Source organism: Bacillus sp. TE8-1, from assembly GCF_008368855.1.
Taxonomy (GTDB): Bacteria; Bacillota; Bacilli; order Bacillales; family Bacillaceae_G; genus Bacillus_A; species Bacillus_A cereus.
In genome coordinates this window covers 18,142-42,305 of record NZ_QPET01000008.1, presented here as the reverse complement: position 1 = coordinate 42,305, position 24,164 = coordinate 18,142, and the positions used below count along the sequence as shown (strand labels likewise).

Below are 24,164 nucleotides of genomic sequence, written 5' to 3'. Positions count from 1 at the left end.
AGAAACTTGCCAACTTCTCTTATCTGATTGTTAAAAAGAGAGCTTCCTAGACAATATGCATGTAGATAAAAGCTCTCTTTGTATCCTAATCTAATATGACCTTGCCTGTTGCAAGTTACTTACTTTACTCTCGTACGCAGCTTGTACACTTTGACTTTTAGATACTTCTGCAACACCTACATGCCACCATGACTCGTATCCATTTGTCATTGTTTTTGGTAATACTTTAATATCAATTAATGTAGAAATTGTTTGTTTTTTCGCATCTATAAGTGCTTCCCGTAATTGTTCTATTGATGTAACATGATACGTTTTTACACCATATCCAGCCGCGCTAGCTGCAAAATCAATTTTCATAATAGCCCCGTTTAATTTACTAGTTTCCTGGTTTCGGTAGCGAAATTCTGTTCCAAAGCTGCCCATACCGTTTCCCATTTGTAAGTTATTAATGCAGCCAAATCCGGAGTTATCAAACAATAAGACGTTAATTTTTTTATTTTCTTGAAGACTTGTGACAAGCTCAGAATGAAGCATCTGGTAACTACCATCCCCTACCATTGCATATACTTCCTTCGATGGTTCAGCTATCTTTGCACCTAGTGCGCCCGCAACCTCATAACCCATGCAAGAGTATCCATACTCCATGTGATATGTATTTGGTTTTCTTGATGCCCACATTCTTTGTAAATCACCCGGAAGACTTCCTGCCGCGCCAACAATAATTGCATCTTCATCAAGTAATGTATTGATTTGTCCAATGACCGTAGTCTGTGTTAATTCTGTACCAAGTGCGTCTACATACTCATTTAAATTCTCATCGAAATGACCTTCAACTTCCGGCGTGAAACCTTGACCTGTAAAGCGAATATTATGTAGACGTGCTAATTCTGTTTCCCAAGCCTCTTTTGCATCAGTGATTTCTACTGTGTAACTAGATTGATACTCAATCGATTGCAGTTCATCTATTAGAGCAAGAAGTGTTTCTTTTGCATCTGCTATCACCTTCAATGCATCAAGCTTATTCGCATGGAATTCCGAAATGTTGATGTTTAAAAACTCAACCTCTTTATTCTGGAACAATTGCTTAGATGCCGTTGTAAAATCAGTAAATCTTGTCCCGATTCCAATAACAAGATCCGCTTCCTTTGCAATTGTATTAGCTGCTAAATTCCCAGTTACCCCAATGCCGCCAAGATTATATGGATGACAACTTTCAATCGCGCTTTTCCCTGCTTGCGTTTCTCCAAATGGAATACGGAATGCCTCAGCAAACTGTTTCAGTTCCTCTGTCGCTTCTGCGTATCTTACTCCACCACCGCAAATCATAATTGGCTTTTTCTTTCTCTTAATCATTTCAACCGCATCCACTAAACTGGCTTTTGTAGGTAGACGACGCTCAATACGGTGAACGCGCTTTTGGAAGAAGTAACTTGGAAAATCCCACGCTTCCCCTTGGACATCTTGTGGTAAACAAATTGTTACAGCTCCTGTATCTGCCGGATTCGTTAAAACACGCATGGCTTGAATCATAGCCGTCATCAATTGTTCAGGACGATTTACCCGGTCCCAGTACTTACTTACCGCACGAAAAGCATCATTCGTAGAAATAGATAAGTCATGTGTTTGTTCAATTTGTTGAAGAACAGGATCAGGTTGTCTTGTTGCAAATACATCACCTGGAAGTAGTAAAACGGGAATATTATTTGCAGAAGCTGTTGCAGCAGAGGTAATCATATTTGCTGATCCAGGACCAACAGAAGAAGTACATGCCATAATTTGTTTTCTGTGTTTTTGTTTTGCAAACGCCATCGCAGCATTTGCCATTCCTTGCTCATTTCTCCCTTGATATACTTCTAATTCCCCAGCGTCTTCTTCTAAAGCTTGACCAAGGCCTACTACATTTCCATGACCAAAAATCGTAAAGATTCCCTTAATAAACTTTTGTTGTTCTCCATCAAACTCTACGTATTGCTGATTCAAAAATTTCACCAAAGCTTGTGCCGTCGTCATTCTAACAGTTTGCATATTGTTTGCTCCTTTCTATCTCTATCAGTCATTCTACATATGAAAAAGGAGTATCAGGAATTTGATAGACTCCTAATACTTCCTTCTTATGTTTTACTACCTTCCTTACTTTCGCTTCCAAGCACCTAGAGAGATTCTACTTCTCTCTTCATGATTACTTTTCCCAACGAGATGTAAGCATTTTCTTTCTAGTATAAAACTCAACGCCGTCAGTACCGTTCGCATGAAGATCTCCATAGAAAGAATCTTTCCAGCCAGAGAACGGGAAGAATGCCATCGGTGCTGGAACCCCAACATTCACACCTAACATACCTGATTCAATTGTTTCACGGAATTGACGTACACTTGCCCCGCTATCGGTATAAATGCAAGCTCCATTTGCAAAACGAGACTCATTGGCAATTTCAATCGCTTCATCCAATGATTTCACTCGAACAATAGATAAAACAGGAGCAAAAATCTCATCTTGCCAGATTTTCATTTCTTTTGTAACATGGTCAAAAATTGTTGGGCCAACGAAGTAGCCAGCTCCTTTTACAGCCGTATCTTCGCGTCCATCACGAACTAATGTAGCGCCCTGTTCTACACCTGAATCGATGTAACCAATTGTACGCTCTTTATGGTTATCACGAATAACTGGTCCTAAAAATACATCTTCATCAAGACCATTTCCGATGACAATTTTATTTGCTTCTTCTACGAGTCTTTCAACTAATTGATCTGCAATTTCTTCTTCTACTGTTACAACAGAAGCAGCCATACAACGCTCACCAGCTGAACCAAATGCAGCACTAATAATTTGCTTTGTTGCTAGTTCAAGATTCGCATCATGTAATACAATGGAATGGTTTTTCGCACCTGCTAATGCTTGCACGCGTTTTAAGTTTTCTGTTCCTTTTTTGTATACATATTCTGCCACAGGCTGAGAACCTACAAATGAAATTGCCTTCACTAATTTATGTTCCAGAAGACCGTTTACTACATCGTGAGCGCCATTTACGATATTTAATACACCTTTTGGTAAGCCTGCTTCTTCAGCTAATTCTGCTAATCTTGCTGCTAGAAGTGGTGTACGCTCTGAAGGTTTTAATACAAATGTATTACCACAAGCAATTGCAAGTGGGAACATCCAGCACGGAACCATCATTGGGAAGTTAAAAGGTGTAATCCCGCCTATAACACCAATTGGGTAACGATACATGCCAGACTCAATACCTGTTGCAATATCAGGAAGCTGTTTTCCCATCATTAATGTCGGAGCGCCTGCAGCAAACTCCACGCACTCAATACCACGAAGAACTTCACCGTAAGCCTCGTTATAGCTTTTTCCGTTTTCAATCGTAATTAGTTTCGCTAACTCTTCCCAGTTATCTACTAGTAATTGTTGATATTTAAATAGAATACGAGCGCGTTTTGGTACAGCAGTTTTAGACCAAGATTTGAACGCTTCGTTTGCTGCTAATACAGCTTGTTCAACATCTACTTTTGTTGAAAGTGGTACTTGAGCAATTACTTCTCCTGTTGCAGGATTATATACAGCTTCCATCTTAGTTGAAATGGATTCTACCCATTCGCCGCCAATGTAGTTTTTTACAATTTGTGCTGTTTGTACTGTCATATTCATTCTCTCCCTTTTATGTAATGTAGAAGCGTCCAATAGGATACGCCCTTGCTTAATTAATGGTTTATGATGTTTCTATACAATTTCCTCAGCCGTTTCCATGAATGCAGAAATCTCTGCCCTTGTTGGCATTGCATCCGAACAGCTATGTTTAGAAATAACAATCGAAGCAGAAGCACCACCTAATCGCATCGCTTGAGGGATCTCAAGCCCTTGCATTAAGCCATAAATAAATGCAGAAGCATACGAGTCGCCAGCGCCAAACGTCTTTAACACCTTTGTTTTAAAGATACCGCCTCTGTGAGATTGACCGTCTCTCGTATAAGCGATTGACCCATCCCCGCCATGTTTAATTACAACGATTTTCGCATGATGAGAAAACCATCTTTCAGCCGTAACTTGGTCATTAGATTTTTCATAGTTTAATAGTTTTTCCATCATATCGAATTCTTCACGCGTTCCAATAATGACATCAGATTTTTCAGCTGCTAGATTGTAATACACAGCCGTTTCAGCTTCTGACTGCCATGTATAAGGGCGGTAATCCACATCAAAAAATACGACTACATCATGCTTACGCGCATATTCTAGTGCTAAAAATACCGCTTCGCGAGAAGGACTTTTCGCTAAAGCCGTTCCTGAAATTAAGAGAGCTCTTGATTGTTTAATATAGTCCTCAGAAACTTCTGTTGGATCAAGATTTAAATCTGCAACATTGTCGCGGTACATTAAAATACTGCAATCTTCAGGGCTTTTAATTTCTGTAAAAGCTAGACCTGTCACCGCACCTGTACGATCGATATGTATCCGATCTGTATTAATATTGTTATCCTTTAAGTATCCTGTAATAAAGCGGCCCATTTGATCATCGGAAACTTTACCGATAAATCCTGTCTGTAAGCCAAGACGCGCCGCACCAATTGCGATATTCGCAGGAGAACCTCCCACATACTTAGTAAATGTTCTTGTTTCTTCCATAGGACGTTGTGTTTCGTTGGCATTTAAATCAACGCATAAACGTCCAACTGCAATTAGGTCTAATGGACAATCTTCTTTAAAAATAAGTGGATTCATTGTTTCTACCTCCCATGCTTTATGAAAGAGTGAATGACATAGTTCATATTTTTATAAACTTACTATTCATTACTCTTTATCTATCTAGAAGTAAGCGCTCTCTTTATTAATTTAATGCAGGCTGTTTATGTTCAATTTGAACAGGTTTTCCAGTTAGTAATGATTCCTTCGCAGCTTTCGCAATTCGTTCTGCTTGTAACCCATCATTACCACTGCAAATAACAGCTTGTCCTTCTATAATTGACTTTGTAAATTGTGTTACTTCCTCAATGTAAGCTTGCGTGTAGCGCTCTAAGAAGAAATAAAGCGGCTTGTCTTTTACAACACCTTCTGTTTTTGAAACTTGTACTGTTGTCGGACAGCAATTATCCGCAGCAACCGCGCCTTTTTCACCAAACACTTCAACACGCTGGTCATATCCATAAACAGCTTGGCGGCTATTATCAATTACCCCCAAAGCTCCATTCGCAAATTTTAATGTGACAATTGCTGTATCAACATCATTTACTTCCTGAATGGATGGATCAATTAATGTTGTGCCATATGCAAATACTTCAACGACTTCACTATTCATCACATAACGAGCCATATCAAAATCATGAATCATCATATCCATAAACAATCCACCTGAAGAGCGAACATACTCTATACTTGGTGGTTGTGGATCTCTAGACGTAATTTTTAAAATATGTGGGTGTCCCACTTCTCCTTGTTGAATAAGATCATAGACTTTCCTGAAGTTAGGATCGAAACGACGATTAAAACCTACTTGAAGAGATACCCCTTGTTCTTTTACTACTTCTAATGCATCTAATGTTTCTTCTACTGAGAAACTAACAGGCTTTTCGCAGAAAATATGTTTTTTCGCAAGAGCCGCTTCTTTTATAATTTGCGCATGTGTATTTGTTGGTGAACAAATAAAGACAGCATCAATTTCTGGATCTGCTAATAAATCCTGATAGTTTGTAGTCAGAGTAGAAATCCCTTTATCCTCGGCCCACTTTTCTAGATGACTAATCACAACATCTGAAACCGCTTTAATTTTTACTTGTGGCATCAGCTGCAAGTTATCTACATGCAGTTTCCCTATTCGTCCAGCACCAATAATTCCAATCGTTAAAACATTCATATGATTTCTCCCTCTTTATTTAAATTTAAGAAAAAAAATGAAAGTCTATAAGGTTTAGCACATCAAATTAAGTTAAGCGCTTTCCCTATTTTTCTTCATTATACACACTTGATTCTAAATTGAAAACATTTTTATTTTTTTGAATACTCTTCTTTTCATCCGAATTTCAAATTTCGTAAGTAAACGTACTACGTCCATATACAAATTAATAATTAGAAACAAATAATCTAAACAACTACAAAAATAATCTTTTAAAATACTGATATAACAAAGGAAACGAAGCCTTTTAAAGGCTAAACTCCCATCTATAAGGTATTCCTTTCTTTTCATACTCACTATTATTTTATTGTCCGATAAGTAAATAGAATGCCCCTATAAAAGAAAGTTGTAAATTGTCAAAAAATTTCATTGACGGTCTTAAAATGTAAGCGTATACTTTTTTTATCAAAAATAATTAAGCGCTTAACCAAAAATAACTTATCGGTGGTGGGAGAATGAACGCTATTAGTTCAAGCAAAACATTTATGGACAGGATTGGTATCCCTTCTAATTTAACTTGGGGATACATAGGAATTATTGTTTTTATGATTGGGGATGGTTTAGAACAAGGATGGTTATCCCCTTATCTCGTTGAGAGAGGCCTAACGCTAGAACATGCTGCATTTTTGTTTACTATTTACGGAATAACTGTATCTGCTTCTTCTTGGTTTTCAGGGGTATTTGTACAAATGTGGGGACCAAGAAAAGTCATGACGTTTGGTTTAGTATCATTCATTTTAGGTTCAATCGGGTTCATCGGTATAGGAATTCAACATATGAATTATCCTGTAATATTACTTTGCTATGCCCTACGAGGGTTTGGTTATCCCTTATTTGCTTATTCTTTCCTAGTTTGGGTATCTTACAGTACACCTCAACAAATGCTTTCAAGAGCAGTTGGCTGGTTCTGGTTCGTATTCCAGCTTGGACTGAGTGTTATCGGGGCCTTTTATTCTAGCTATATGGTTCCTAAAATCGGAGAAATCGCTACTTTATGGAGCGCCTTAATTTTTGTTGTCGTCGGGGGATTGTTCTCAATTGTTGTAAATAAGGACAGATTTAAAGCACAAACCGTCAGCGCTAACAAATCAAGCGAATTACTAAAAGGCATTACCATCGCATTTGAAAATCCTAAAGTTGGTATAGGTGGTATTGTTAAAATTATAAACTCGGCCGCTCAGTTTGGATTTGTTGTTTTCCTGCCTACTTATATGATGAAATATAATTTTACGATGACTGAATGGCTTCAAATTTGGGGTACTCTATTCTTTGTAAATATGGTGTTTAATATTATTTTTGGTATTGTTGGAGACAAGTTTGGCTGGGTAAATACGATTAAATGGTTCGGAGGAGTCGGTTGCGGAATTGTAACTCTTGCACTCTATTATGTACCACAAATGGTAGGACATAATTATTGGGCTATATTATTTGTTGCATGTTGCTATGGAGCAACACTTGCCGGTTATGTACCTCTTACAGCATTAGTCCCATCTTTATCTCCTGAAAATAAAGGAGCTGCAATGTCTGTCTTAAATTTAGGTTCAGGATTATCAGCATTCGTTGGGCCATTAGTTGTAACTGCATTCATTGGCCCATTAGGAGTAGGCGGCGTGATGTGGATCTTTGCTGGTTTGTACTTCTTTGGTGCATTTTTAACTCATTTCCTTACTATTCCAAAGGAAAATGAGATGAATCAGGATTTAAATACGAAAAGCGGCGAGCAATTCTCAGTATAAACTCTAAATAAAAAGAAGGTCATCATAACTGCACATGGTTACGATGACCTTCTTTTCGTTACATTCAAATAGGCTATTAAAAACGCTATCATGTAATATCCTTTACTGAGGATCGCTCTACTAATTGAGGAATAATAGTAATTTTTTGCTTAGCATGTTCCTTCATTTCCATCGTTTTTAAGAGTTGTTCAAACGTACAAGCTGCCATTTGTGTAATTGGCTGTTCAATTGTCGTTAACCCAGGATCTGCTATCTCAGCATAAATTGTATTATCAAATCCGATTATTGATAAATCTTCCGGAATTGAAAGTCCTTGTTTTCTTGCTTCATTCATAAGGCATATCGCAATTAAATCTGTACAAGCAAAAACCGCTGTAGGCCTATTAGGCAAGCTAAGTAATTCTTTACTTGCACGTTTGCTATCTTCCACAGTCGAATAGCAGCTAATTATTGCATCATCATCTAATGAGATATCTGAATCTGTAAGAGCCTGCTTAAAGCCATTCAGCCTTCCTAAGCTACTTTTTCTATCCTTCTCCATCATAATCGTTAAAGATGTATGGCCCTTCTGCGTTAGATAATTCCCAGCTAAATAGCCGCCCCTCATATCATCAGTTGTCACAACATGAGTCGTGATGGAAGGATGATCTACGGTAAATAATACAAGTGGCAAATCTCGGTTCACGATTTTTTTAACTAGTTTATAATCATTTAGTTCCGTCGCAATAATAATGCCATCTACTTGCTTTTTAAATAATAAATCAATGTATTCGTGCTCACGTTTTGTTTGATGGTCCGTACTACATAAAATGAGTGTATACCCTGATTCTCGTGCACTATTTTCAAAAGCTCTTGCTACTTCTGCAAAAAATGGATTTGAGATATCTGGGACAAGTACCCCAATCGTATATGTTTTTTTACCTGTTAACGCTGCTGCTACACTACTTGGCTGATAATCTAATTCGTCCATTACCTGATTTACTTTGTTTATTGTTTTTTCACTAATACGCCCTGTTTGATTAATTACCTTAGATACAGTCGCTATTGATACACCTGCTTTTTCCGCAACATCATAAATTGTTGGTTTCACTTTAATTGTCCCTTCTTAATCATCTTTTTCTATATTTTATCATAAATATATTTTGCTTCTTGGTACACAAATGGAATTCTTTTAAAATTTGTAAGTATTTCTATCTTATAGCGTAATGCTTCATATTTACGAATTAATCTACCTTTATGAAACACCTGTAGAAAAAATTTGACCAATTTACTTAATAGACATTTAATATCCACATGCAAGGCTCATTACAACCAGAGCATGCAGTAATACTTATGGTTCTTTCTCCTATTTACACCACCTCACGGTAATCTTTACTTCTTTATTGTAATTCCTAATATTAAGATGTAAAATAACATTATCTTATATGCGCTTAAGATAGATCGGAATAAGAAAAGGAACCCTTCTGGGTTCCTTTTTCTATGCAAAATAAAAAAGCGTCCCATTTAGATGCCCTCTGTACTTATTTTTTCTATATAACACTAATTCCTATTGCCCTAAGGATACCTCATACAATACATACTAACCCTACTCATATATAAAACTCTAGTAACTCAAAATGTCCAAGTATCATACATAGAATTAAGCCTATAGGATATACAAAGACTTCTTTCCAATTTATCCATTCATATAGGGGAGATAGTTATACGATGATTAAAACTCCTAATACAATTAAAACAACACACTTTCTTCAAATTCAATCCTTTTTGCTTATCCTTTTATTGTCTCGATAATTGAAACTATTCATTTCCCCTAGAGCTGAGCAGTTAGTTCATTCTAACTGCTCTTTTTATTTTTTATCGTCACCCTTTCATTGTACCTCCATATGTTGTATAGAAATATCTCCTTCTAAATTGTCATTGATGCCTCTTTCAAGTCCTAATGCACATCTTAAAAAGAGCACTTTTAAAAAGTGCTCTTTTTACTTTGCATGTCACTCATCCTACAATGAATTAAGATTTTAACCTACGAATAATTTATGTAATTATTTCCAATACTAAGAGTAGATTGGTAACAGCCAATCTGTATCCATAATGAATCTCTAATTTTCTTGAAATCTCCCTGGGCAAGGCGGCTATTTTTAATAGCCGTCTTTCTTGTATAAATTATAAATATTTGCACATACTATTAGGGGAATGGTTGAATCATTGTCATTGAAAATGTTCAGCACTTCCGCTCCTTAAGAGAACAGTCTACGCAACTGTTCTCTTTCCTATTTCCTTTTTTCACGCATATAATCTGACAAGCATTATTAACTCTAACTCCCCTACAATCAATCGCATTGCAACATTCTCAATATTTCCTCAACAAATTCACAATATTTTTCATGGACAACAGCACACTTCCTCAACAGTTTTAATATCTTAATATTAAATACTGAAAGGAGATGTTGAAAAATGACTTGGTTCATTATTTTAGGGTTTATGCTTATTTTAATAATAAGCGGTTTTCATGCACATAGTATTCATATCATTTTCAAAATAGGTTCAGATACAAAAGCTGTGCCAAGTTGGTCTTTCGTTAATAAAATAAATTTCCAAACATTAAAAGAATTAATAAAAGGACTAAATAAGGATAAACTTAAAATCCTTACAATAGGAGAACTTGTTATTCCTTTAAGTTTCTTTAATAGATTATTTAGCAAAACATTAATTTTTCTATTCCTATTCTTTTACTCTCAATACTTAAACTAATGTAATATAAGATGAGTTAAAGAATAACAATTACTGAGCGTAGCAAGCCAACAATCGATCGCCTATGATGAACTGGACCTGAAGAATTAAACAAAAAATTAAGCGGCTGTTTGAATGTGAGTCCAGTATTATACTGGACTCATTCTTTTTAAATGAACTTTGATTTTTTTGCGATTGTAATGAACATTATACTTATCTAATACTATCTTAATAAGTTCCATACCTTCGAATTTTGTAAGATAAGTTACTTTTTCTTTGTCTTGTTCCGAAATTCCATCTCTTTTCGAACGAAGTCCTTTAACTTCTTTAAATAATCGACTTCCATACGTAAACATTCATTTTCATCTTTTAATGCCTCTATCATCCCTTCAATAGCTGCATTATCTAACTTTAATCTTGTATTTATATTTCCCATAACTGGATCCCTTTCTTCTTTTATATAGGAAATCCATGTCTTTTAAAATCATATATTTCCCTTCATCTACGAACTATTTCAATGAATTCCTTAACAAAAATTATTCATTTATTTCCTTTGTTTTTAATCCATTTCTAAACATTTCAGATATCCCCTTTGCCCCCCCTATTTTCATTCCATATTTCTCTCTCCTAAATGAATCATAGTACATATTATCCTCAATACATTTATAGTTTTTATAGGGTTTTTAACAAAATTTTCTTACATTTAAATAGACATACCACTTTATTCTGTCAACTCCATCTATATTGATAAATATAAAAGAACAAATTTATTTGACATTTCAATGACTTATAACAGGAAAATATATACATTAAATGAAACCTGATATATCTTTAATTTGTAAGTTGTAGTTAGTTGGCCAACTTTCCATACAATTTAATAATTTAAAATATGGGGGATCTAAAATGAATCAAGTATTTAGAAAAAGTAAGAAAAAAATGATGTATCTAGTTGGTTCACTTCTAATTTCTCTATCAATGTTTTCAACTACTAGTTTTGCAGCTACAGAAGGTGCTGTAAAAAGTGTTACAAATAGTAGTTATACCGGGATTGCAGCTGATATAAATCTACCAAAATCAGTTGTTGTTAAAGATGGATATGTGAATTGGTATCTAGGTATTGGAGCATCTAAAGTTGAGGGTGGTATTTCAAAAACACCAAGTGGATATAAAGTATTTCTTAATTCAGGATATAATGAATCAGGTCAAAACAGTAAGTATTGGAACACACAATATGATACATCAATTAAAGATGGTGATCGGGTAAACCTTAAAATAATTAATAACGGAAATGGTACGGTTACTATGTATGTAAATGGAAGCCCTAGATATGCAAATCAGCCTGTATATGGCTCATTTTCTCAATACGAACCAGTAAAAATGGTTCAGGGTGTTGAAGATGCTGGACGTAATTCTTTTAGCCAGGCTAGCTTTTCAAATGTACTTCTAAGAGCAGATACATCTGGATCTACCTACAAAAGTTGGAACGGTTTAATTTCTTCCTCATTTTCAAGACACGGTACTTATGGTAACAATTTCACAGTTTATTCCCAAGTACCATTAAGCGCAAGTCTACGCTAAAGGTGTTATGTGCATAATAATGTTTTTGTGAAAAAAAGTAGTTGCACTTGCAGCTACTTTTTTTATATAGGGTACATTGTAATAGATATTTGCGCCAACATAAATACTATCTTTCAACTTTTTCAAAAATAAGCTGTTTATTTAAATGTTATGTACAAAAAAACTAGAAATATTTAATTCTACGTTTTTTATAGATTAATTACTTCATTCATTTACTATCTCCCAAATTCATCAATTTCGGCTTTACGCTTTAAAAATATTTCAATATCTTTATTCACTCTTTCCATTAAACCAAGAGCTTGCCTATCATTTAAAGATAATTCTTTATAACCTCATATATATTCTATTGTTGTCACTTTACTTTGTTTATGATCTGCAAAATACCATTCTAAAGGCTGTAAAGGGTTAGATACTTCAAACAATTCAGCTGGATACCATGAAGGCAGATTTTCATTTTCAGCTAAGATTTCATCTCAGTATAGGAGCAAAGTCTATGAATATTGTCATGAATTGATTAGCAGACTTTTAGCCCGCTATAAACCCAGCGTTTTTTTCCAGTGGAACACCCAGATCATATAACACATTACATAAATCAATGTTATCAATATTTCTCGCAGCTGGAATATCAATCTTATGGCTTGCTATTCTATTAGCTCAGTCCGTAAATGCATTTGCAAGATTTATTCTCATATTGAAAACTTGTAGGAAACCCTAGTATTTTCACATCCAATGCTTGTAAATTTTTCACAATAATTGGAGCGTTTTTTATTATAATACTTAGCTTTCAATTTTTATATCCTTACACCATATTTCTAATTCCATAGGGGGCATAATTATATTACAGGTATATAATTTCAAGCCCTCTTTTTCTACTTCACCAATTTCAATATCATGAAGAAAATATGGTAACTGTTCATATATAAATGTTTTTATTGGTTTTTCTTTTACATATCCCATGCTATGTTTGAAATCTATTCTATAGCAACCGCTAAATTGAAAATCTACGTCGCCATTTTCATTCTTATAAGTTAGGTATACCTCATCACCAAAATAGTCGCATACTAATTTAGTAACCCATGCATCAAAATAGTGTAACTTTTCAAATTCTGCTTGTATTCCCCTTACGTTCATTTTCGACCTCAATTCTTACTTTTTATATGGAATAAGAGCATCTGTACTTTTAATATCCACTTTACTCCCATTCTCATCATATAAATCTACATGATCATATTTTGTTACTTTATCTGGTAGATCTATTCTCATCTTTTTCTCCTTCACCCAGCCATTTCAGTTGCTATTCCTGGTGCAAAAAATTCTAATCAGGTTAAAGAAAACTCTTCACATTTAATTCGTCCATTATTATTAGATAATAAAATTAAATTCATTAAACAACTTTGATCAAGTAATTATTCTGCTATAAAAAATCATGCTGATTTTTCTACCAAATCCATACTACTACTTCTTCTCCACTAGAATATATCTTTAGCACTTCCAGCCTATTTCTTTTATCTTTTCCCAACAATATCTACAGTTTATAAGGTATTTGAACCCTTTTATTAAACTACCTTATAATACGTTCTACATTATATAAAAATATCTATTACACTAGTTGAATACATGCTAGGGCAACATGCAAACAAAATAAACAATTAATTCAGAAATATTTTTAGAAACTTCATTATCTCACAATTACTTTTTTAAAATAAATCAAAAAATTTTTCTTTACTTTAAATTCCATAGTTCATATAATCTTCTATGGAATTACATTTTTTTCTAAATAGCTCCTCATTTCTAAGTATTCGAAAGGGCAATTACAAATCATTATACCCTTATGTTTAACCAAGTAAAATAAAAATCCATTTTTTTACAAGGAGAAGTGACTGCATGCAAGATATTTTAAAACTATTTCCGAGCGTTGACGGAAATGAAGAAAAACAACAACTTTTATTAGAATCTATGTAGAAAATAATTAAAAATCTTGACCGATTAAAAAATGAAGAGCGAGCTACTTTAGGTAAATGTGAGGAAAAATCAGAAGGATACTACAATAACTTAATTCACCAAAGTCATATTCCACTAGCTGGAATCACTATGTCTAAGGTTATAGACGAGCTAAACCAATTTATGAATGGTCATCCTTATCCAAATAAATATTACTTGTCTAACGCTGTACCACTACCAAGTATACCTTCACTATTAGGTGTAATAACCATGGCCCTTTTAAATGGTAATGGTGTTTGGGATGTATATGGTCCAGGGGCAGCTGAAGCAGAAGTAAAAGTTGTATCCATGCTTTCAAAACTGATTGGTTATAATCCACATAATAGCGGTGGCTATACAACATGGGGTGGACAAGGATGCGTGTTTTCGAGCTTGCGCTTAGCAATTTCTAAACAATTCCCATCAGCAAAAGAACATGGCGCTCCACAAAATGTATATTGCTTTGCTTCTGAAAATGCACATTATAGTTTATTAAAGTCAGCTGAAGCAACTGGCATCGGGTCAAATCACTTAATAAAAGTAAAAAATGATCCTTATACAAATTCTATGGATATAGAAGATTTAGAGAATAAAATGATACAGGTTATTAAAAATGGCGGTATCCCCCTCTATATTCTAGCTACTATGGGGGCCACGGATACATTTACCATTGATGATATAAAAAAAATTAAAGAGAGCGCTGAAACAATACAGAAAAAATATAAATTAAAGCCTATTTATATCCATGCGGATTCTGCAATGGGCGGATTCTATAGCTTCTTTAACAATTATAATTTTGAAGAAAACCCACTTTCATTTGAACCTAATGTAAAAAATGCCTTACAATACGTACAAGATAAAATGCAATATATGTTTCTTGCAGATAGTGTATGTTTTGATTTTCATAAATTAGGACAAACACCTTATGCCTCAAGTATTTTAATCGTAAAAAGTCATACTGATTTACAACTGATGGACATTGACCAAGATGATACACCTTATCTTGGTAATAGATCGTATGGGAGTTATCATACAGGCTATACTTTAGAATGTTCACGAGCTGGTAGTGCTATTCCAATGTATATCAATCTATTAGCCTTTGGAATTGATGGATATCAAAAATTATTAGCAAATTATATTCGTGTAAATCTATTATTTAGAGAGAAGTTGCGCAAGGCCCTGCCTCAAGTCGCAATCACAAATGATTTTACATTTGGGCCAATTACAACTTTCCGTTTCTATATGAATGGAGATGGCCAAGAAAATTGGGAAAAAGAACGAATAGGCCTTGCAACAAAAGAAGAGATTGAGGATACAAACCGATTAAATATAGAACTATTTAATTACCTAGGAAAAAATCGCGATCAAGTATTTTTTGGTGATACAACTCGTTCTTGTGTAGTAGATGCAATAAACAGTTGTGGTAGAAATTCAATTTCCACATTAAAATTCTTTTCTATCTCTCCATATACAACTGTTGAATGTATAGATGAGATTGTAGCATTTCTTTATGAACATATTTCGATTGCTACTAAACAGATTTATTCATATGTTTAATAATCATTTTGGTAAGCGCTTTAATAATTAAACTTAACTAAATTAAATAATACTTTTAATTACTATTAACTATATCAGGAAAAGAGGAAAAACATATGAATATAGAGCTACTAGATACACACCACGTGAAAGATGCAGCACACTTACTTGCACATTCCTTTGTGAATAACGAACCTCTTGTAAGCAGTTTACAAATTCCTTTTGCTCCTTTTCACAAAATGTGCGAAGAAATGATGAAACAAGCTGTATCTCAAGCTATGTCATTTGTAGCAATAGAAAATTTTCAAATTGTTGGAGTTCTTTTAACAAAAAAAGTAACTCAGCCACTAATAGATACAGAGAAAGCGATTCAACTATGCCCACAAATGGAACCTATTTTTCAACTTTTAGATACATTAGAGACAGAATCTATTGAGTTTTCTCATTTAGATAAAGAAAAATTGGTCTATCTAGATATGGGCGCTTGTCATCCAGATTGGATGGGAAGTGGTATAGTCACTACCCTTCTTTCACATGCCATTCAAGAAATAAGTAAAAGAGATTATGATTTTATTGCTGCTTGTACAAATAAAATTTCTCAAAAAATCCTAAAAAAACTGTGTACGACCTATGAAATGAATGAAATAGTGTATAGTAATTTTCTTTATAAGGAAGCATACCCATTTGCTAATACAACAACTTCTTTAACAGCTCAATTACTATATATACCTCAATCTCAATTCGTCATTAAAGTCATATAAATTTGTGAAGAAGACTAGCTGTACTTTTGTGCAGCTGCTTTTTTATATAGAGTAAATAAGTAATAGATATTCAGGTTAACATAAGTGAAACTTTTCACATTTTAACTTCTTGGAATTCAATAGCCACTTTCTAAGCCTAACCTATCGAGATCACTCTTATATTTGCTTTAACATGTTTTAATTTCATACGCTCCACTATTTTATCTATAAAAGCAACTTACTTAGACACTTCTCCCTATTCTAATGTCTAATTTTTTACTTTTTAATTAACGAGTGATACATATCTTCCTACTCTTAAACACTTTAAGACATATTGCCTGATAACCTCTTAATATTCTCTATAATTTTAACGGTTAAAAATCTCTTTAATTTCGTTTTTCTATTCATTTATATCCCATTCCATATGAAGATTTCTTAAGGAAAAAGAGTGTAATCTAATAATTTCTCCTTTCTTCTCATTATTTTTAAGGAGTTTTAAGCAGATTCCTACTACATTCCTACTAGATAACATGCTCACTAACTATATAAAGACTCTACTAAATCATTAAAGGATTCTCCTTTCCCCTATCGAATTATTGTAGAGGAAAGGAGAGGAATACATGGAAATTCTAGGTATAGATCCTCGGGCACTAGCGACTTTAGGTGCACTTGAATACACCAATCGTCGTAATAAATTAATCGAAGACTCGGAGAATAATATATACGAGTGTAAAGAAATAAAAGAGATACTTCAATCACTCCCTAAAGAGAAGCAGATTGAGGTTCTTGAGAATCAAGCTCACTTTGAAGCTGTTGCAAAGATGATTGAACAAAACAATTTAATTCTTTTAGAACAGATGAACGCTCTACAGCTAATTCAGAAATAACAAACTTATGATTAATTAATTCTACATATGCTTCCATATATAATGTCTTTTTATCTATATCATTAGCCTCTGTTTTGATAGGGGCTTTTATTATGCTTTGATTCATATTTTGAATTTGAATTGTTTCTTTCACATGTATGAATAGATCTTCTAATAAACCTGGTGTAGACTCTACTATAAAGATAGCCCCATAAATAATACAGTAATCACCATAATATCCCCTCATACATGTCTTTTTTTATTTTTTTGAGAAATGCTGCAACAAAATCTTTTAAACACTCAGGAATTAATGTTTTTTAAAAATTCATTTTCTAATTCTACTATCTTTTGTTTACGAGCTTTTATTTTTCTTACAGGCACCCCAGCATACGTATACCAATCATCTAAACTTTCTTTTACCATACTCATCGCACCAACTGCCGCTCCTTCTCCTATTACTACATTTGGAAAGATAATAGAATGCGCACCAACAATGGCATGCTTTTTTAAAATAACTTTTCCAGCTTTCACATTTTTATATTGATGTGGAATAGTCGGTCCCATTAATGTATTTCCGCTAAAATCATCAATTGCTGCATATACAATTGTTTTTGATGAAATATTTGCAAAATCATGCATTTCAATCCCCATTTCTCCTCCAAATAACGCTGTATATGCTGCTATATGCGAATAACTTCCAATTGTAATTTTGCCGCTTAAAATGCAAAAGTCATCGATTCTTACATTATTTCCAACAGATATAGCACCTGGATTATATATGCTGGTTTTTTTACTTATTAATACATTTTCCCCGACAGATAGAAAGCCAATTTCGCTCAACTCTTCTTGACTATAAAAACTATTCATCTGTGGACACCACCTTCTGTATTAAACACATTATAATTTTCTCTACGATTTCTTTTGTCATTCCTTCCCATAAAGGTAGACTAATTATTCGTTTTTCTATTTTATTTGTATTTGTTAAATCTGTAGACTTATATTTTTTAAAAAAATCTTGTTGATGACAAGATGGTGAAAAATATGATCTAGCTTCTATCTTTTGCTTTTTCAACTCTTCTATTATCTGCATATTGTTAATTTTTTCTGAACAGAGGATAGGCATAAATTGATGAATAACTGCTTTTGTCTTTTGAACTTGCCAGCCTTTTTTTATTAATCCCGTACTTTGTAATAGCTGTTTATACCATTCAGAGATACGATTTCGTTCTTGCACTTTTTGATTCCATTTATTTATCGTTGCAATCCCAATAGCTGCTGCATATTCAGTCATTTTACAGTTAAACCCCATCATCGTACATTCACGATTATGATCAAATCCAAAATTACCCATTCTTTTAATTTGATTTATCTCTTCCTCATTATGGCTATATATCATACCACCTTCACCAATTCCGAAAGGCTTTGTTGCATGAAAGCTATATACAATCATACCACTAAAATTTTGACCGTAATGTACACCCTCATGCATTAATCCAAACCCTGGTGCCGCATCTACAACAACCGGAACACCCTTTTTCTCTAATTCTTCATATTCTTTCAAGTCCATCCATGATCCGAATGTTGCATATGGAACAACAACTGCAATCTCTTCTTTTAATTCATCAATCTTATCCAAAAGTACCGTTTTATCCATACACCAATCATCTAATGAAATATCAATAAAATAAGGCTCCAAGCCACACCAAATAGCTGCCAATGGAGTAGCAGGGAATGTAAAACTAGGCATAAGAGCATACTTTCCTTTTTTTCTTTTCTTACATTGAATTGCCGCCATTAACCCTAGCGTTGCATTTACTACTGTTGTAACTGCTCCCCTGTTCTGAAAAAATTTCGACATAATTGTTTCTTCAAAACGTTGATTTATAGGTCCATAATTTGTATATATGTGGGATATATCAATTCGCTCTAATTCATCTAAGTACTCTTTTGCAGGTACAATTGACGCACGTAAAAAAGGAATATTCTCCATATGCATCTATTCCTTTCTATCATTTTCGGACAATATAGAGCATATCCGTTTCAGATAATCCGAATTTCCTAGCAATTTCTATCCCTTGTTTCTGAGCTATGTTATACAATTCCACCTTAAAGCCCGCATCTGTTAATCGTTGAATAAATCCCGATCGATTATAAATCCTAACATGATCTTCTTGACCAAAGGCTATTTTTCTCAATAATGGCGTTACAATAGATTTATCCTCTATAATAAAATCTACATTCATTGCGATTGGCACTTGAATAATTCCCCATCCATTTGGCTTTAGTACCCTATATAATTCTCGCATTGCTTTTTCATCGTCAGGCACGTGTTCTAATACATGACTACATAAAATAACATCAAAGGTATTATTTTCGTATGCAATTCTCGTAATATCAATTTCCTCCATTAAAGAATCCTTTGGTTCTAAATCCCCACATATATAAGTAATGTTTTTAAACTGGTTAAGCCATCCTCTTACCTTCACTTCAGGTGCAATATGAAGCATAGTATAATTCCTACTTAACAAATCCGTTTCTGTTTCAATGTACGCACGATACAACCTGTCACGATCCATGGAATAGCAAACTGGACAGATACCTGTATCTTTATTCCACATCTCAAATTCATATTTTAGAAAATCATAATGTGCTGGCCAAGGTGAAAATTTTTCAAATTCTTGATTGCAATATTGACAATAACAAATATTTTTCTCAAATATATGAGTAACTAGTTTAATTAACCCGCTTTTTATCTTTTCATTATAAATTTGATCTAGTTCTCCACTTCTTACTGCATCCTTAAGTATAAATCCCGCATTCTCCAAACAATAAGATAAGCTCTCTTTATAATCTTGTTCAGTATTTAAAAACCCACTATTATGTGCATCTGTAATTAATTCAATCCATTCTTCAATTGTCATTAATATAAAGTACATTTGTTTTTGATTTTGTCCACTATGTTGTCTAAAGTAGCTAAGAGGTTCCTCTATATAAACTACTTTTCCTTTCCTCATCATATCTAACCAAGTTGCAATGTCATTAATAGAAGAATACGCTTTCCCCTTAAAATAACCAAATTTCCCTCCAAAAAAATTACGATTAAACAAAACCGTTGTTGGTTCTCCAACTACGTTTTTTAAGTTTTTCAACATATAATTCACTAGTATTTTCCCTTCAAAAATTGTAGTTTCTGTGGCAATTTTCATATTCAATGTTGAGGGGGGTAATACCTCTCCATTCTCATCAATCAGTTCACGGTACGACGTCACAAATGCAATGTTTTCTAATTCAAAAAAGTATTTCATCATTCTCTCAATCTTTTCAAGATGAAATAAATCATCATCTAATAAAAAATTTATATATTCACCAGTAGCAAGCTCTATACATTGATTAAAATTTTCAGCCACCAATGGATTTTCATTTTTAACATATGTTATACATTCATGTTCTTTTAAGTATGGCTGGATCATTGTTTTTACTTCATCATTTGTACTATCGTCAGAAATTATAATTTCAATATTTTCATAGGTTTGATTCAAAGCACTTTTGAGGGCTAATTCTAAGTAATGAGGTCTATTGTAGGCAGGAATTAGTATACTGACTTTTGGGAGGTGCGAGTTGATATTCATACGCTGTTTTTTCTTTTCAATATTTATTTTCTTTAGCTTGATTTGTTGATAGTAGTCCAATGAATATAATATGGATGATGGAACAATTCTTCTTGCATAGTCTAGAAAATTTGTAATAGCTCTGTCTAACTCCTCTTCGGAGGATAAGAAACCATATTTTTCTCCAGCTATAATAATACTATGAGAAAAATCTTCTAATCCATCCATCATTTTATTAGATTCATTTAACTGCTGATTTGAATGTAATCGAAAGTAACTGAGTGTCTCCGCTATATATACTGCTTTCCCTTTACTCAGTAAGGATAACCATGAAGCTACATCTACGTTGCAAAGATACCGCCTTTTATCAAATACACCATACGGTTCTGTTAAATCACTTTTACGAAATAAAACCGTTGTCGGTTCTCCTATATAATTCTTTTGATTCATAATCACCATTTTTCCTAATTGTAGCCCATCTATAATCGTATCTGTAAAAAATAAACGCATCGTTGCATAAACATCTGGCAATAGGTTTCCTTCTGCATCCATTACTTGGCGATGGGATGTTACAAGCTTAATTTCATTATCTAGGTCATTTAAAAAGTATTTCATCATTTTTTCAATTTTATTTACATGAAATAAATCATCATCCATTAAGAAGTTTATATACTCACCTTTCGCTTTATGAAATAACATACGTGAGTTCTCAAATTGTCCAAGAGTTGACTTATTTTTTATATAAATAATATTTGAATGATCATACAAGTACTTTTGTAACACTTTCTCTGTTTCGTCGTTTGTACTATCATCCCCTATTATAATTTCTATATTAGGATACGTTTGTTCTAATACACTACATAAAGCTTTTTCAAAGTAGTGTGGACGATTATACGTAGGAATTAATACACTTACTAAAGGCGTTTGATTTATTTCCTTTTCATTTGTACCATTTTCCATTCTATTCCTCCGCCTTTTTATTTATTTTCACTTTTGAAATAGACATGCTACTACAAATCTATTTATTAGACGAACTAGATCTGAAAGGTGTTGCGAAAAACAAATAAATAGCTTTAAAAACAGCAGCTATGTTGACATAGTGTAGAATAAACCTGGATAACTTTTTTCGTCCCATTCTATTTATTTGTAAAATGCGGCATTCTTTTTTCAATAAATGCCTTTACCCCTTCCTTCACATCTTCTGTTTGAAATACTTTTCCAAAGTAACGCGCTTCAATCTCAAGCCCTTCTTGTAAAGGTACTGCTGCCCCTTCGCGAATTGCCAACTTCATATAGGCGAGAGCTGGAAGAGAAAATTTACTTATATCCCTTGCAATCTCTTTTGCTTTATTTAACGCCTCTCCTCGAGGGGTAATGTAGTTAACCAAGCCTATTTCTTTTGCTTCTTTAGCTGTAATCGATTTCCCTGTGAACATCATCTCTTTTGCTTTCCCTTCTCCAATTAATCTAGGTAAGCGTTGGGTTCCTCCAGCCCCAGGAAATAAACCTAACGTAATTTCCGGTAATCCAATTAAAGATTGTTCTTCTATTATCCTTAAGTCACAAGCAAGTGCTAATTCACATCCACCACCTAGTGCTAACCCATTAACAGCAGCTATAGTCGGTTTAGACAGATTCTCTAGTTGATTAAGAGGTTGGTGCAATTCTAATGATTTCATCTCGGCATATTTTTCACCTTTGCCCATCCAATCTGGAAATTCTTTTATATTCCCTCCTGCTACAAAGGCCTTTTCTCCACTTCCAGTTATAATTACGACTGAAATATCATTATCAATTTCTATTTCCTCTAATACATCTACTAATTGTTGAACTACTTCTAAACTTAAAGTGTTGACTGGTGGATTTTGAATTGTAACGACAGCAATACTTCCTTTTTTATTACAAGTTACTACTCGTTCATTCTTCATAAAAAATCCCCTTTTAAACTACCTAGTTTTTCACAACACCAAGCATCTTTACTTCACTTACCATCAGCCTAAATTTCCGAATATGGTTCCGCTTTTAGAAATTCATCAATTTATTGTATGAACTGTAGAAGCATAAAATGAGCAATCCTTTCTTGGCATCACTTTATAATCTAAACATATTTTTAAATTATTCTTTTACTGTATTAATTTGCTTTATGTTTCTTTGGTTTCCGTTACACAGTTTCTGAAGCTGGGATGACTCTTAGAAAAAATGAGATAAGAAGACTGATACATGAGGTACATTAAATGAGAACAATTTAAGAAAAACACTGTTTTAGTAACCACTTGTATTTAAGTCTTTGTTAACTAATTTGTTGTAATTACAATTGAACTACCCCCACTTTCACTTCGTTTAGAAGTGGGGAATTCCTAAGTAAAGAGTTCTATCGAACTCTAAATAAAAAAGCTTATCCTTTAACACGTTATGATAAGCTTTTTTATTATTCTTTTCATTTTTTGTTTTCGGAAGTATTTCTTTAGCTTGATAGTGCCCTCAATACGGAAACAACAAGTTGCATTTATATAAATAGCTTTTGGAAAATTGATAATTTTATTTAGGGATACTTTAAGATTTTAGCTTGAGAGGCATATAGTACAACCTCATACAGAAGGATTAGGATATTAAACTTAAACGTGTTATTTTTAGCATTCTAAATAATCGGGTTCAATGTATTTTTCTGTTTCAGGAGAGCTTTTAATTTCTATAGGATATTTCTTAAAAGCTAAAACAGTAACCCTATCTTCTTGAACTAAACTTCTGGATTCATTTATAGAAGAGAAACCTGTTCGCGTTAAAAAATTGTATAGAGAGGATTTTGTCATCCAAAAACTAGTTATGTTATCTAATGATGCCCATTTTGATTTTAAACGTTCTTCTACAGATGAATTAGCAGAGTGTTCTAGCATTGTGTGCCCCTTATATTCATAATTTTTATAGAGTACTGATACATTGGGAGTATGAGTGATATGAGTATCAATTATTACAAACCTTTTGCATACTTCATACACTTTTTCTAAAAAAGGGAATACATCTGAGCAATCTAAATGATATAAAATACCAGAGCATAAAACAATATCAAATTGACCATATTTTTCAGCACTTAAATTTCTTACATCATCTTGATAAAAGGTTAAGTTTTCCAACCTTAATAAATCTTTAGCGAATATAGCTTTTTGTACGTTTGATTCTCTTCCTTCTATCCCTACAACAGTTGCTCCTTGCATAGCAAACTCAATAGCGTAATGCCCCTCTAAACAAGCTAAATCTAAGATTCGAAGATTTTTAAAATCACATTGTGTGATATCTTGAATCATTGTCACAATTTTTTTTAACGCAGGATTTGGTTGTCGAATATCTCTTGTATATAGAGTATCCGTTAATTTAATATCATAAGCGGTCCATTCACCATATTTACGAATAATGTTTTCTTTTTCGAGAACAAAATCTTTCATGATACAATTCGCCACCTTTAACATAATATTATGTGTAATATATACCTTTATAAGATCAATAT

17 protein-coding genes and 4 pseudogenes are annotated in these 24,164 nt (G+C 33.6%); 6 read left to right on the top strand and 15 right to left on the bottom strand.

Annotated features, from left to right (window positions below; all coding sequences use genetic code 11):
- Positions 1 to 90 precede the first annotated feature (90 nt).
- The 4 genes from iolD to iolG form a co-directional block, all read right to left on the bottom strand.
- Positions 91 to 2,025 (bottom strand): 3D-(3,5/4)-trihydroxycyclohexane-1,2-dione acylhydrolase (decyclizing), encoded by a 1,935-nt coding sequence (gene iolD, locus DN404_RS06430; RefSeq protein ID WP_149214861.1) that lies wholly within the window; start codon positions 2,023 to 2,025, stop codon positions 91 to 93.
- Positions 2,026 to 2,179: 154 nt separating this feature from the next.
- On the bottom strand, positions 2,180 to 3,643 hold the full coding sequence (locus tag DN404_RS06425; protein WP_149214860.1) for a CoA-acylating methylmalonate-semialdehyde dehydrogenase: 1,464 nt from the start codon (positions 3,641 to 3,643) through the stop codon (positions 2,180 to 2,182).
- A gap of 78 nt (positions 3,644 to 3,721) precedes the next feature.
- A complete protein-coding gene (gene iolC, locus DN404_RS06420; RefSeq protein ID WP_149214859.1) occupies positions 3,722 to 4,720 on the bottom strand; it encodes a 5-dehydro-2-deoxygluconokinase in 999 nt (332 codons plus the stop codon).
- Positions 4,721 to 4,826: 106 nt separating this feature from the next.
- Positions 4,827 to 5,849 carry an inositol 2-dehydrogenase gene (gene iolG, locus DN404_RS06415; RefSeq protein ID WP_149214858.1) on the bottom strand — a complete coding sequence of 341 codons (1,023 nt, stop codon included), beginning with the start codon at positions 5,847 to 5,849 and terminating at the stop codon, positions 4,827 to 4,829.
- A 494-nt stretch (positions 5,850 to 6,343) separates the two neighbouring features.
- Between iolG and DN404_RS06405 the strand changes: the two genes are divergently transcribed.
- Positions 6,344 to 7,624 (top strand): MFS transporter, encoded by a 1,281-nt coding sequence (locus DN404_RS06405; RefSeq protein WP_139894888.1) that lies wholly within the window; start codon positions 6,344 to 6,346, stop codon positions 7,622 to 7,624.
- Positions 7,625 to 7,712: 88 nt separating this feature from the next.
- On the opposite strand, the gene DN404_RS06400 is transcribed toward DN404_RS06405, so the two are convergent.
- Positions 7,713 to 8,714 carry a LacI family DNA-binding transcriptional regulator gene (locus tag DN404_RS06400; protein WP_139894886.1) on the bottom strand — a complete coding sequence of 334 codons (1,002 nt, stop codon included), beginning with the start codon at positions 8,712 to 8,714 and terminating at the stop codon, positions 7,713 to 7,715.
- A gap of 1,364 nt (positions 8,715 to 10,078) precedes the next feature.
- On the opposite strand from DN404_RS06400, the gene DN404_RS06395 reads away from it, so the two are divergent.
- A complete protein-coding gene (locus tag DN404_RS06395) occupies positions 10,079 to 10,375 on the top strand; it encodes a hypothetical protein (RefSeq protein ID WP_000219733.1) in 297 nt (98 codons plus the stop codon).
- A gap of 244 nt (positions 10,376 to 10,619) precedes the next feature.
- Here the strand turns inward: DN404_RS06395 and DN404_RS30430 are convergent, their stop codons facing one another.
- The gene (locus tag DN404_RS30430; RefSeq protein ID WP_179951858.1) at positions 10,620 to 10,790 is read right to left on the bottom strand and encodes a hypothetical protein; all 171 of its coding nucleotides are present in this window, start codon (positions 10,788 to 10,790) and stop codon (positions 10,620 to 10,622) included.
- Positions 10,791 to 11,257: 467 nt separating this feature from the next.
- On the opposite strand from DN404_RS30430, the gene DN404_RS06390 reads away from it, so the two are divergent.
- Positions 11,258 to 11,932 (top strand): hypothetical protein, encoded by a 675-nt coding sequence (locus tag DN404_RS06390; RefSeq protein WP_139894884.1) that lies wholly within the window; start codon positions 11,258 to 11,260, stop codon positions 11,930 to 11,932.
- A gap of 215 nt (positions 11,933 to 12,147) precedes the next feature.
- Here the strand turns inward: DN404_RS06390 and DN404_RS06385 are convergent.
- The 3 genes and pseudogenes from DN404_RS06385 to DN404_RS06375 form a co-directional block, all read right to left on the bottom strand.
- A pseudogene (locus DN404_RS06385) lies at positions 12,148 to 12,399 on the bottom strand (hypothetical protein); the annotation flags it as partial.
- Positions 12,400 to 12,496: 97 nt separating this feature from the next.
- Positions 12,497 to 12,698: pseudogene (locus DN404_RS31185) on the bottom strand (hypothetical protein); the annotation flags it as partial.
- An 11-nt stretch (positions 12,699 to 12,709) separates the two neighbouring features.
- Complete coding sequence (locus DN404_RS06375) at positions 12,710 to 13,063, bottom strand: hypothetical protein (protein ID WP_149214856.1); 354 nt, start codon at positions 13,061 to 13,063, stop codon at positions 12,710 to 12,712.
- Between the two features lie 138 nt (positions 13,064 to 13,201).
- On the opposite strand from DN404_RS06375, the pseudogene DN404_RS31275 reads away from it, so the two are divergent.
- The 3 genes and pseudogenes from DN404_RS31275 to DN404_RS06355 form a co-directional block, all read left to right on the top strand.
- Positions 13,202 to 13,330: pseudogene (locus DN404_RS31275) on the top strand (aldo/keto reductase); the annotation flags it as partial.
- Between the two features lie 486 nt (positions 13,331 to 13,816).
- Positions 13,817 to 15,469: pseudogene (locus DN404_RS06360) on the top strand (pyridoxal phosphate-dependent decarboxylase family protein).
- A gap of 95 nt (positions 15,470 to 15,564) precedes the next feature.
- On the top strand, positions 15,565 to 16,209 hold the full coding sequence (locus DN404_RS06355; RefSeq protein WP_149214855.1) for a GNAT family N-acetyltransferase: 645 nt from the start codon (positions 15,565 to 15,567) through the stop codon (positions 16,207 to 16,209).
- 741 nt (positions 16,210 to 16,950) lie between these two features.
- Here the strand turns inward: DN404_RS06355 and DN404_RS31270 are convergent.
- The 6 genes from DN404_RS31270 to DN404_RS06325 all read right to left on the bottom strand — a co-directional run bounded on the left by DN404_RS31270 (position 16,951) and on the right by DN404_RS06325 (position 24,102).
- A complete protein-coding gene (locus DN404_RS31270) occupies positions 16,951 to 17,301 on the bottom strand; it encodes a hypothetical protein (protein WP_370512797.1) in 351 nt (116 codons plus the stop codon).
- A 53-nt stretch (positions 17,302 to 17,354) separates the two neighbouring features.
- Positions 17,355 to 17,921, bottom strand: a complete 567-nt coding sequence (locus DN404_RS06345) for an acyltransferase (protein WP_149214853.1) — start codon at positions 17,919 to 17,921, stop codon at positions 17,355 to 17,357.
- Positions 17,914 to 19,044: an aminotransferase class I/II-fold pyridoxal phosphate-dependent enzyme gene (locus DN404_RS06340; protein WP_149214852.1), complete on the bottom strand. Its 1,131-nt coding sequence runs from the start codon at positions 19,042 to 19,044 to the stop codon at positions 17,914 to 17,916. Before DN404_RS06340 ends, DN404_RS06345 begins: the two co-directional genes overlap by 8 nt.
- Positions 19,045 to 19,063: 19 nt before the next feature.
- A complete protein-coding gene (locus DN404_RS06335) occupies positions 19,064 to 21,622 on the bottom strand; it encodes a glycosyltransferase (protein WP_149214851.1) in 2,559 nt (852 codons plus the stop codon).
- A gap of 176 nt (positions 21,623 to 21,798) precedes the next feature.
- Positions 21,799 to 22,590, bottom strand: a complete 792-nt coding sequence (locus DN404_RS06330) for an enoyl-CoA hydratase (RefSeq protein WP_061655964.1) — start codon at positions 22,588 to 22,590, stop codon at positions 21,799 to 21,801.
- Positions 22,591 to 23,292: 702 nt separating this feature from the next.
- Positions 23,293 to 24,102, bottom strand: coding sequence for a class I SAM-dependent methyltransferase (locus DN404_RS06325; RefSeq protein WP_149214850.1), 810 nt, complete (start codon positions 24,100 to 24,102; stop codon positions 23,293 to 23,295).
- Between the last annotated feature and the right edge of the window lie 62 nt (positions 24,103 to 24,164).

What these genes read in the sequence shown, in the direction of transcription:
- DN404_RS06340 (WP_149214852.1), bottom strand. Translation starts at nt 19,044, where the DNA reads ATGGAGAATATTCCTTTTTTACGTGCGTCAATTGTACCTGCAAAAGAG.
- DN404_RS06375 (WP_149214856.1), bottom strand. Translation starts at nt 13,063, where the DNA reads ATGAACGTAAGGGGAATACAAGCAGAATTTGAAAAGTTACACTATTTT.
- DN404_RS06390 (WP_139894884.1), top strand. Translation starts at nt 11,258, where the DNA reads ATGAATCAAGTATTTAGAAAAAGTAAGAAAAAAATGATGTATCTAGTT.
- DN404_RS30430 (WP_179951858.1), bottom strand. Translation starts at nt 10,790, where the DNA reads ATGGGAAATATAAATACAAGATTAAAGTTAGATAATGCAGCTATTGAA.
- DN404_RS06405 (WP_139894888.1), top strand. Translation starts at nt 6,344, where the DNA reads ATGAACGCTATTAGTTCAAGCAAAACATTTATGGACAGGATTGGTATC.
- DN404_RS06425 (WP_149214860.1), bottom strand. Translation starts at nt 3,643, where the DNA reads ATGACAGTACAAACAGCACAAATTGTAAAAAACTACATTGGCGGCGAA.
- DN404_RS06325 (WP_149214850.1), bottom strand. Translation starts at nt 24,102, where the DNA reads ATGAAAGATTTTGTTCTCGAAAAAGAAAACATTATTCGTAAATATGGT.
- iolC (WP_149214859.1), bottom strand. Translation starts at nt 4,720, where the DNA reads ATGAATCCACTTATTTTTAAAGAAGATTGTCCATTAGACCTAATTGCA.
- DN404_RS06345 (WP_149214853.1), bottom strand. Translation starts at nt 17,921, where the DNA reads ATGAATAGTTTTTATAGTCAAGAAGAGTTGAGCGAAATTGGCTTTCTA.
- DN404_RS06335 (WP_149214851.1), bottom strand. Translation starts at nt 21,622, where the DNA reads ATGGAAAATGGTACAAATGAAAAGGAAATAAATCAAACGCCTTTAGTA.
- DN404_RS06395 (WP_000219733.1), top strand. Translation starts at nt 10,079, where the DNA reads ATGACTTGGTTCATTATTTTAGGGTTTATGCTTATTTTAATAATAAGC.
- iolD (WP_149214861.1), bottom strand. Translation starts at nt 2,025, where the DNA reads ATGCAAACTGTTAGAATGACGACGGCACAAGCTTTGGTGAAATTTTTG.
- DN404_RS31270 (WP_370512797.1), bottom strand. Translation starts at nt 17,301, where the DNA reads ATGAGGGGATATTATGGTGATTACTGTATTATTTATGGGGCTATCTTT.
- iolG (WP_149214858.1), bottom strand. Translation starts at nt 5,849, where the DNA reads ATGAATGTTTTAACGATTGGAATTATTGGTGCTGGACGAATAGGGAAA.
- DN404_RS06355 (WP_149214855.1), top strand. Translation starts at nt 15,565, where the DNA reads ATGAATATAGAGCTACTAGATACACACCACGTGAAAGATGCAGCACAC.
- DN404_RS06330 (WP_061655964.1), bottom strand. Translation starts at nt 22,590, where the DNA reads ATGAAGAATGAACGAGTAGTAACTTGTAATAAAAAAGGAAGTATTGCT.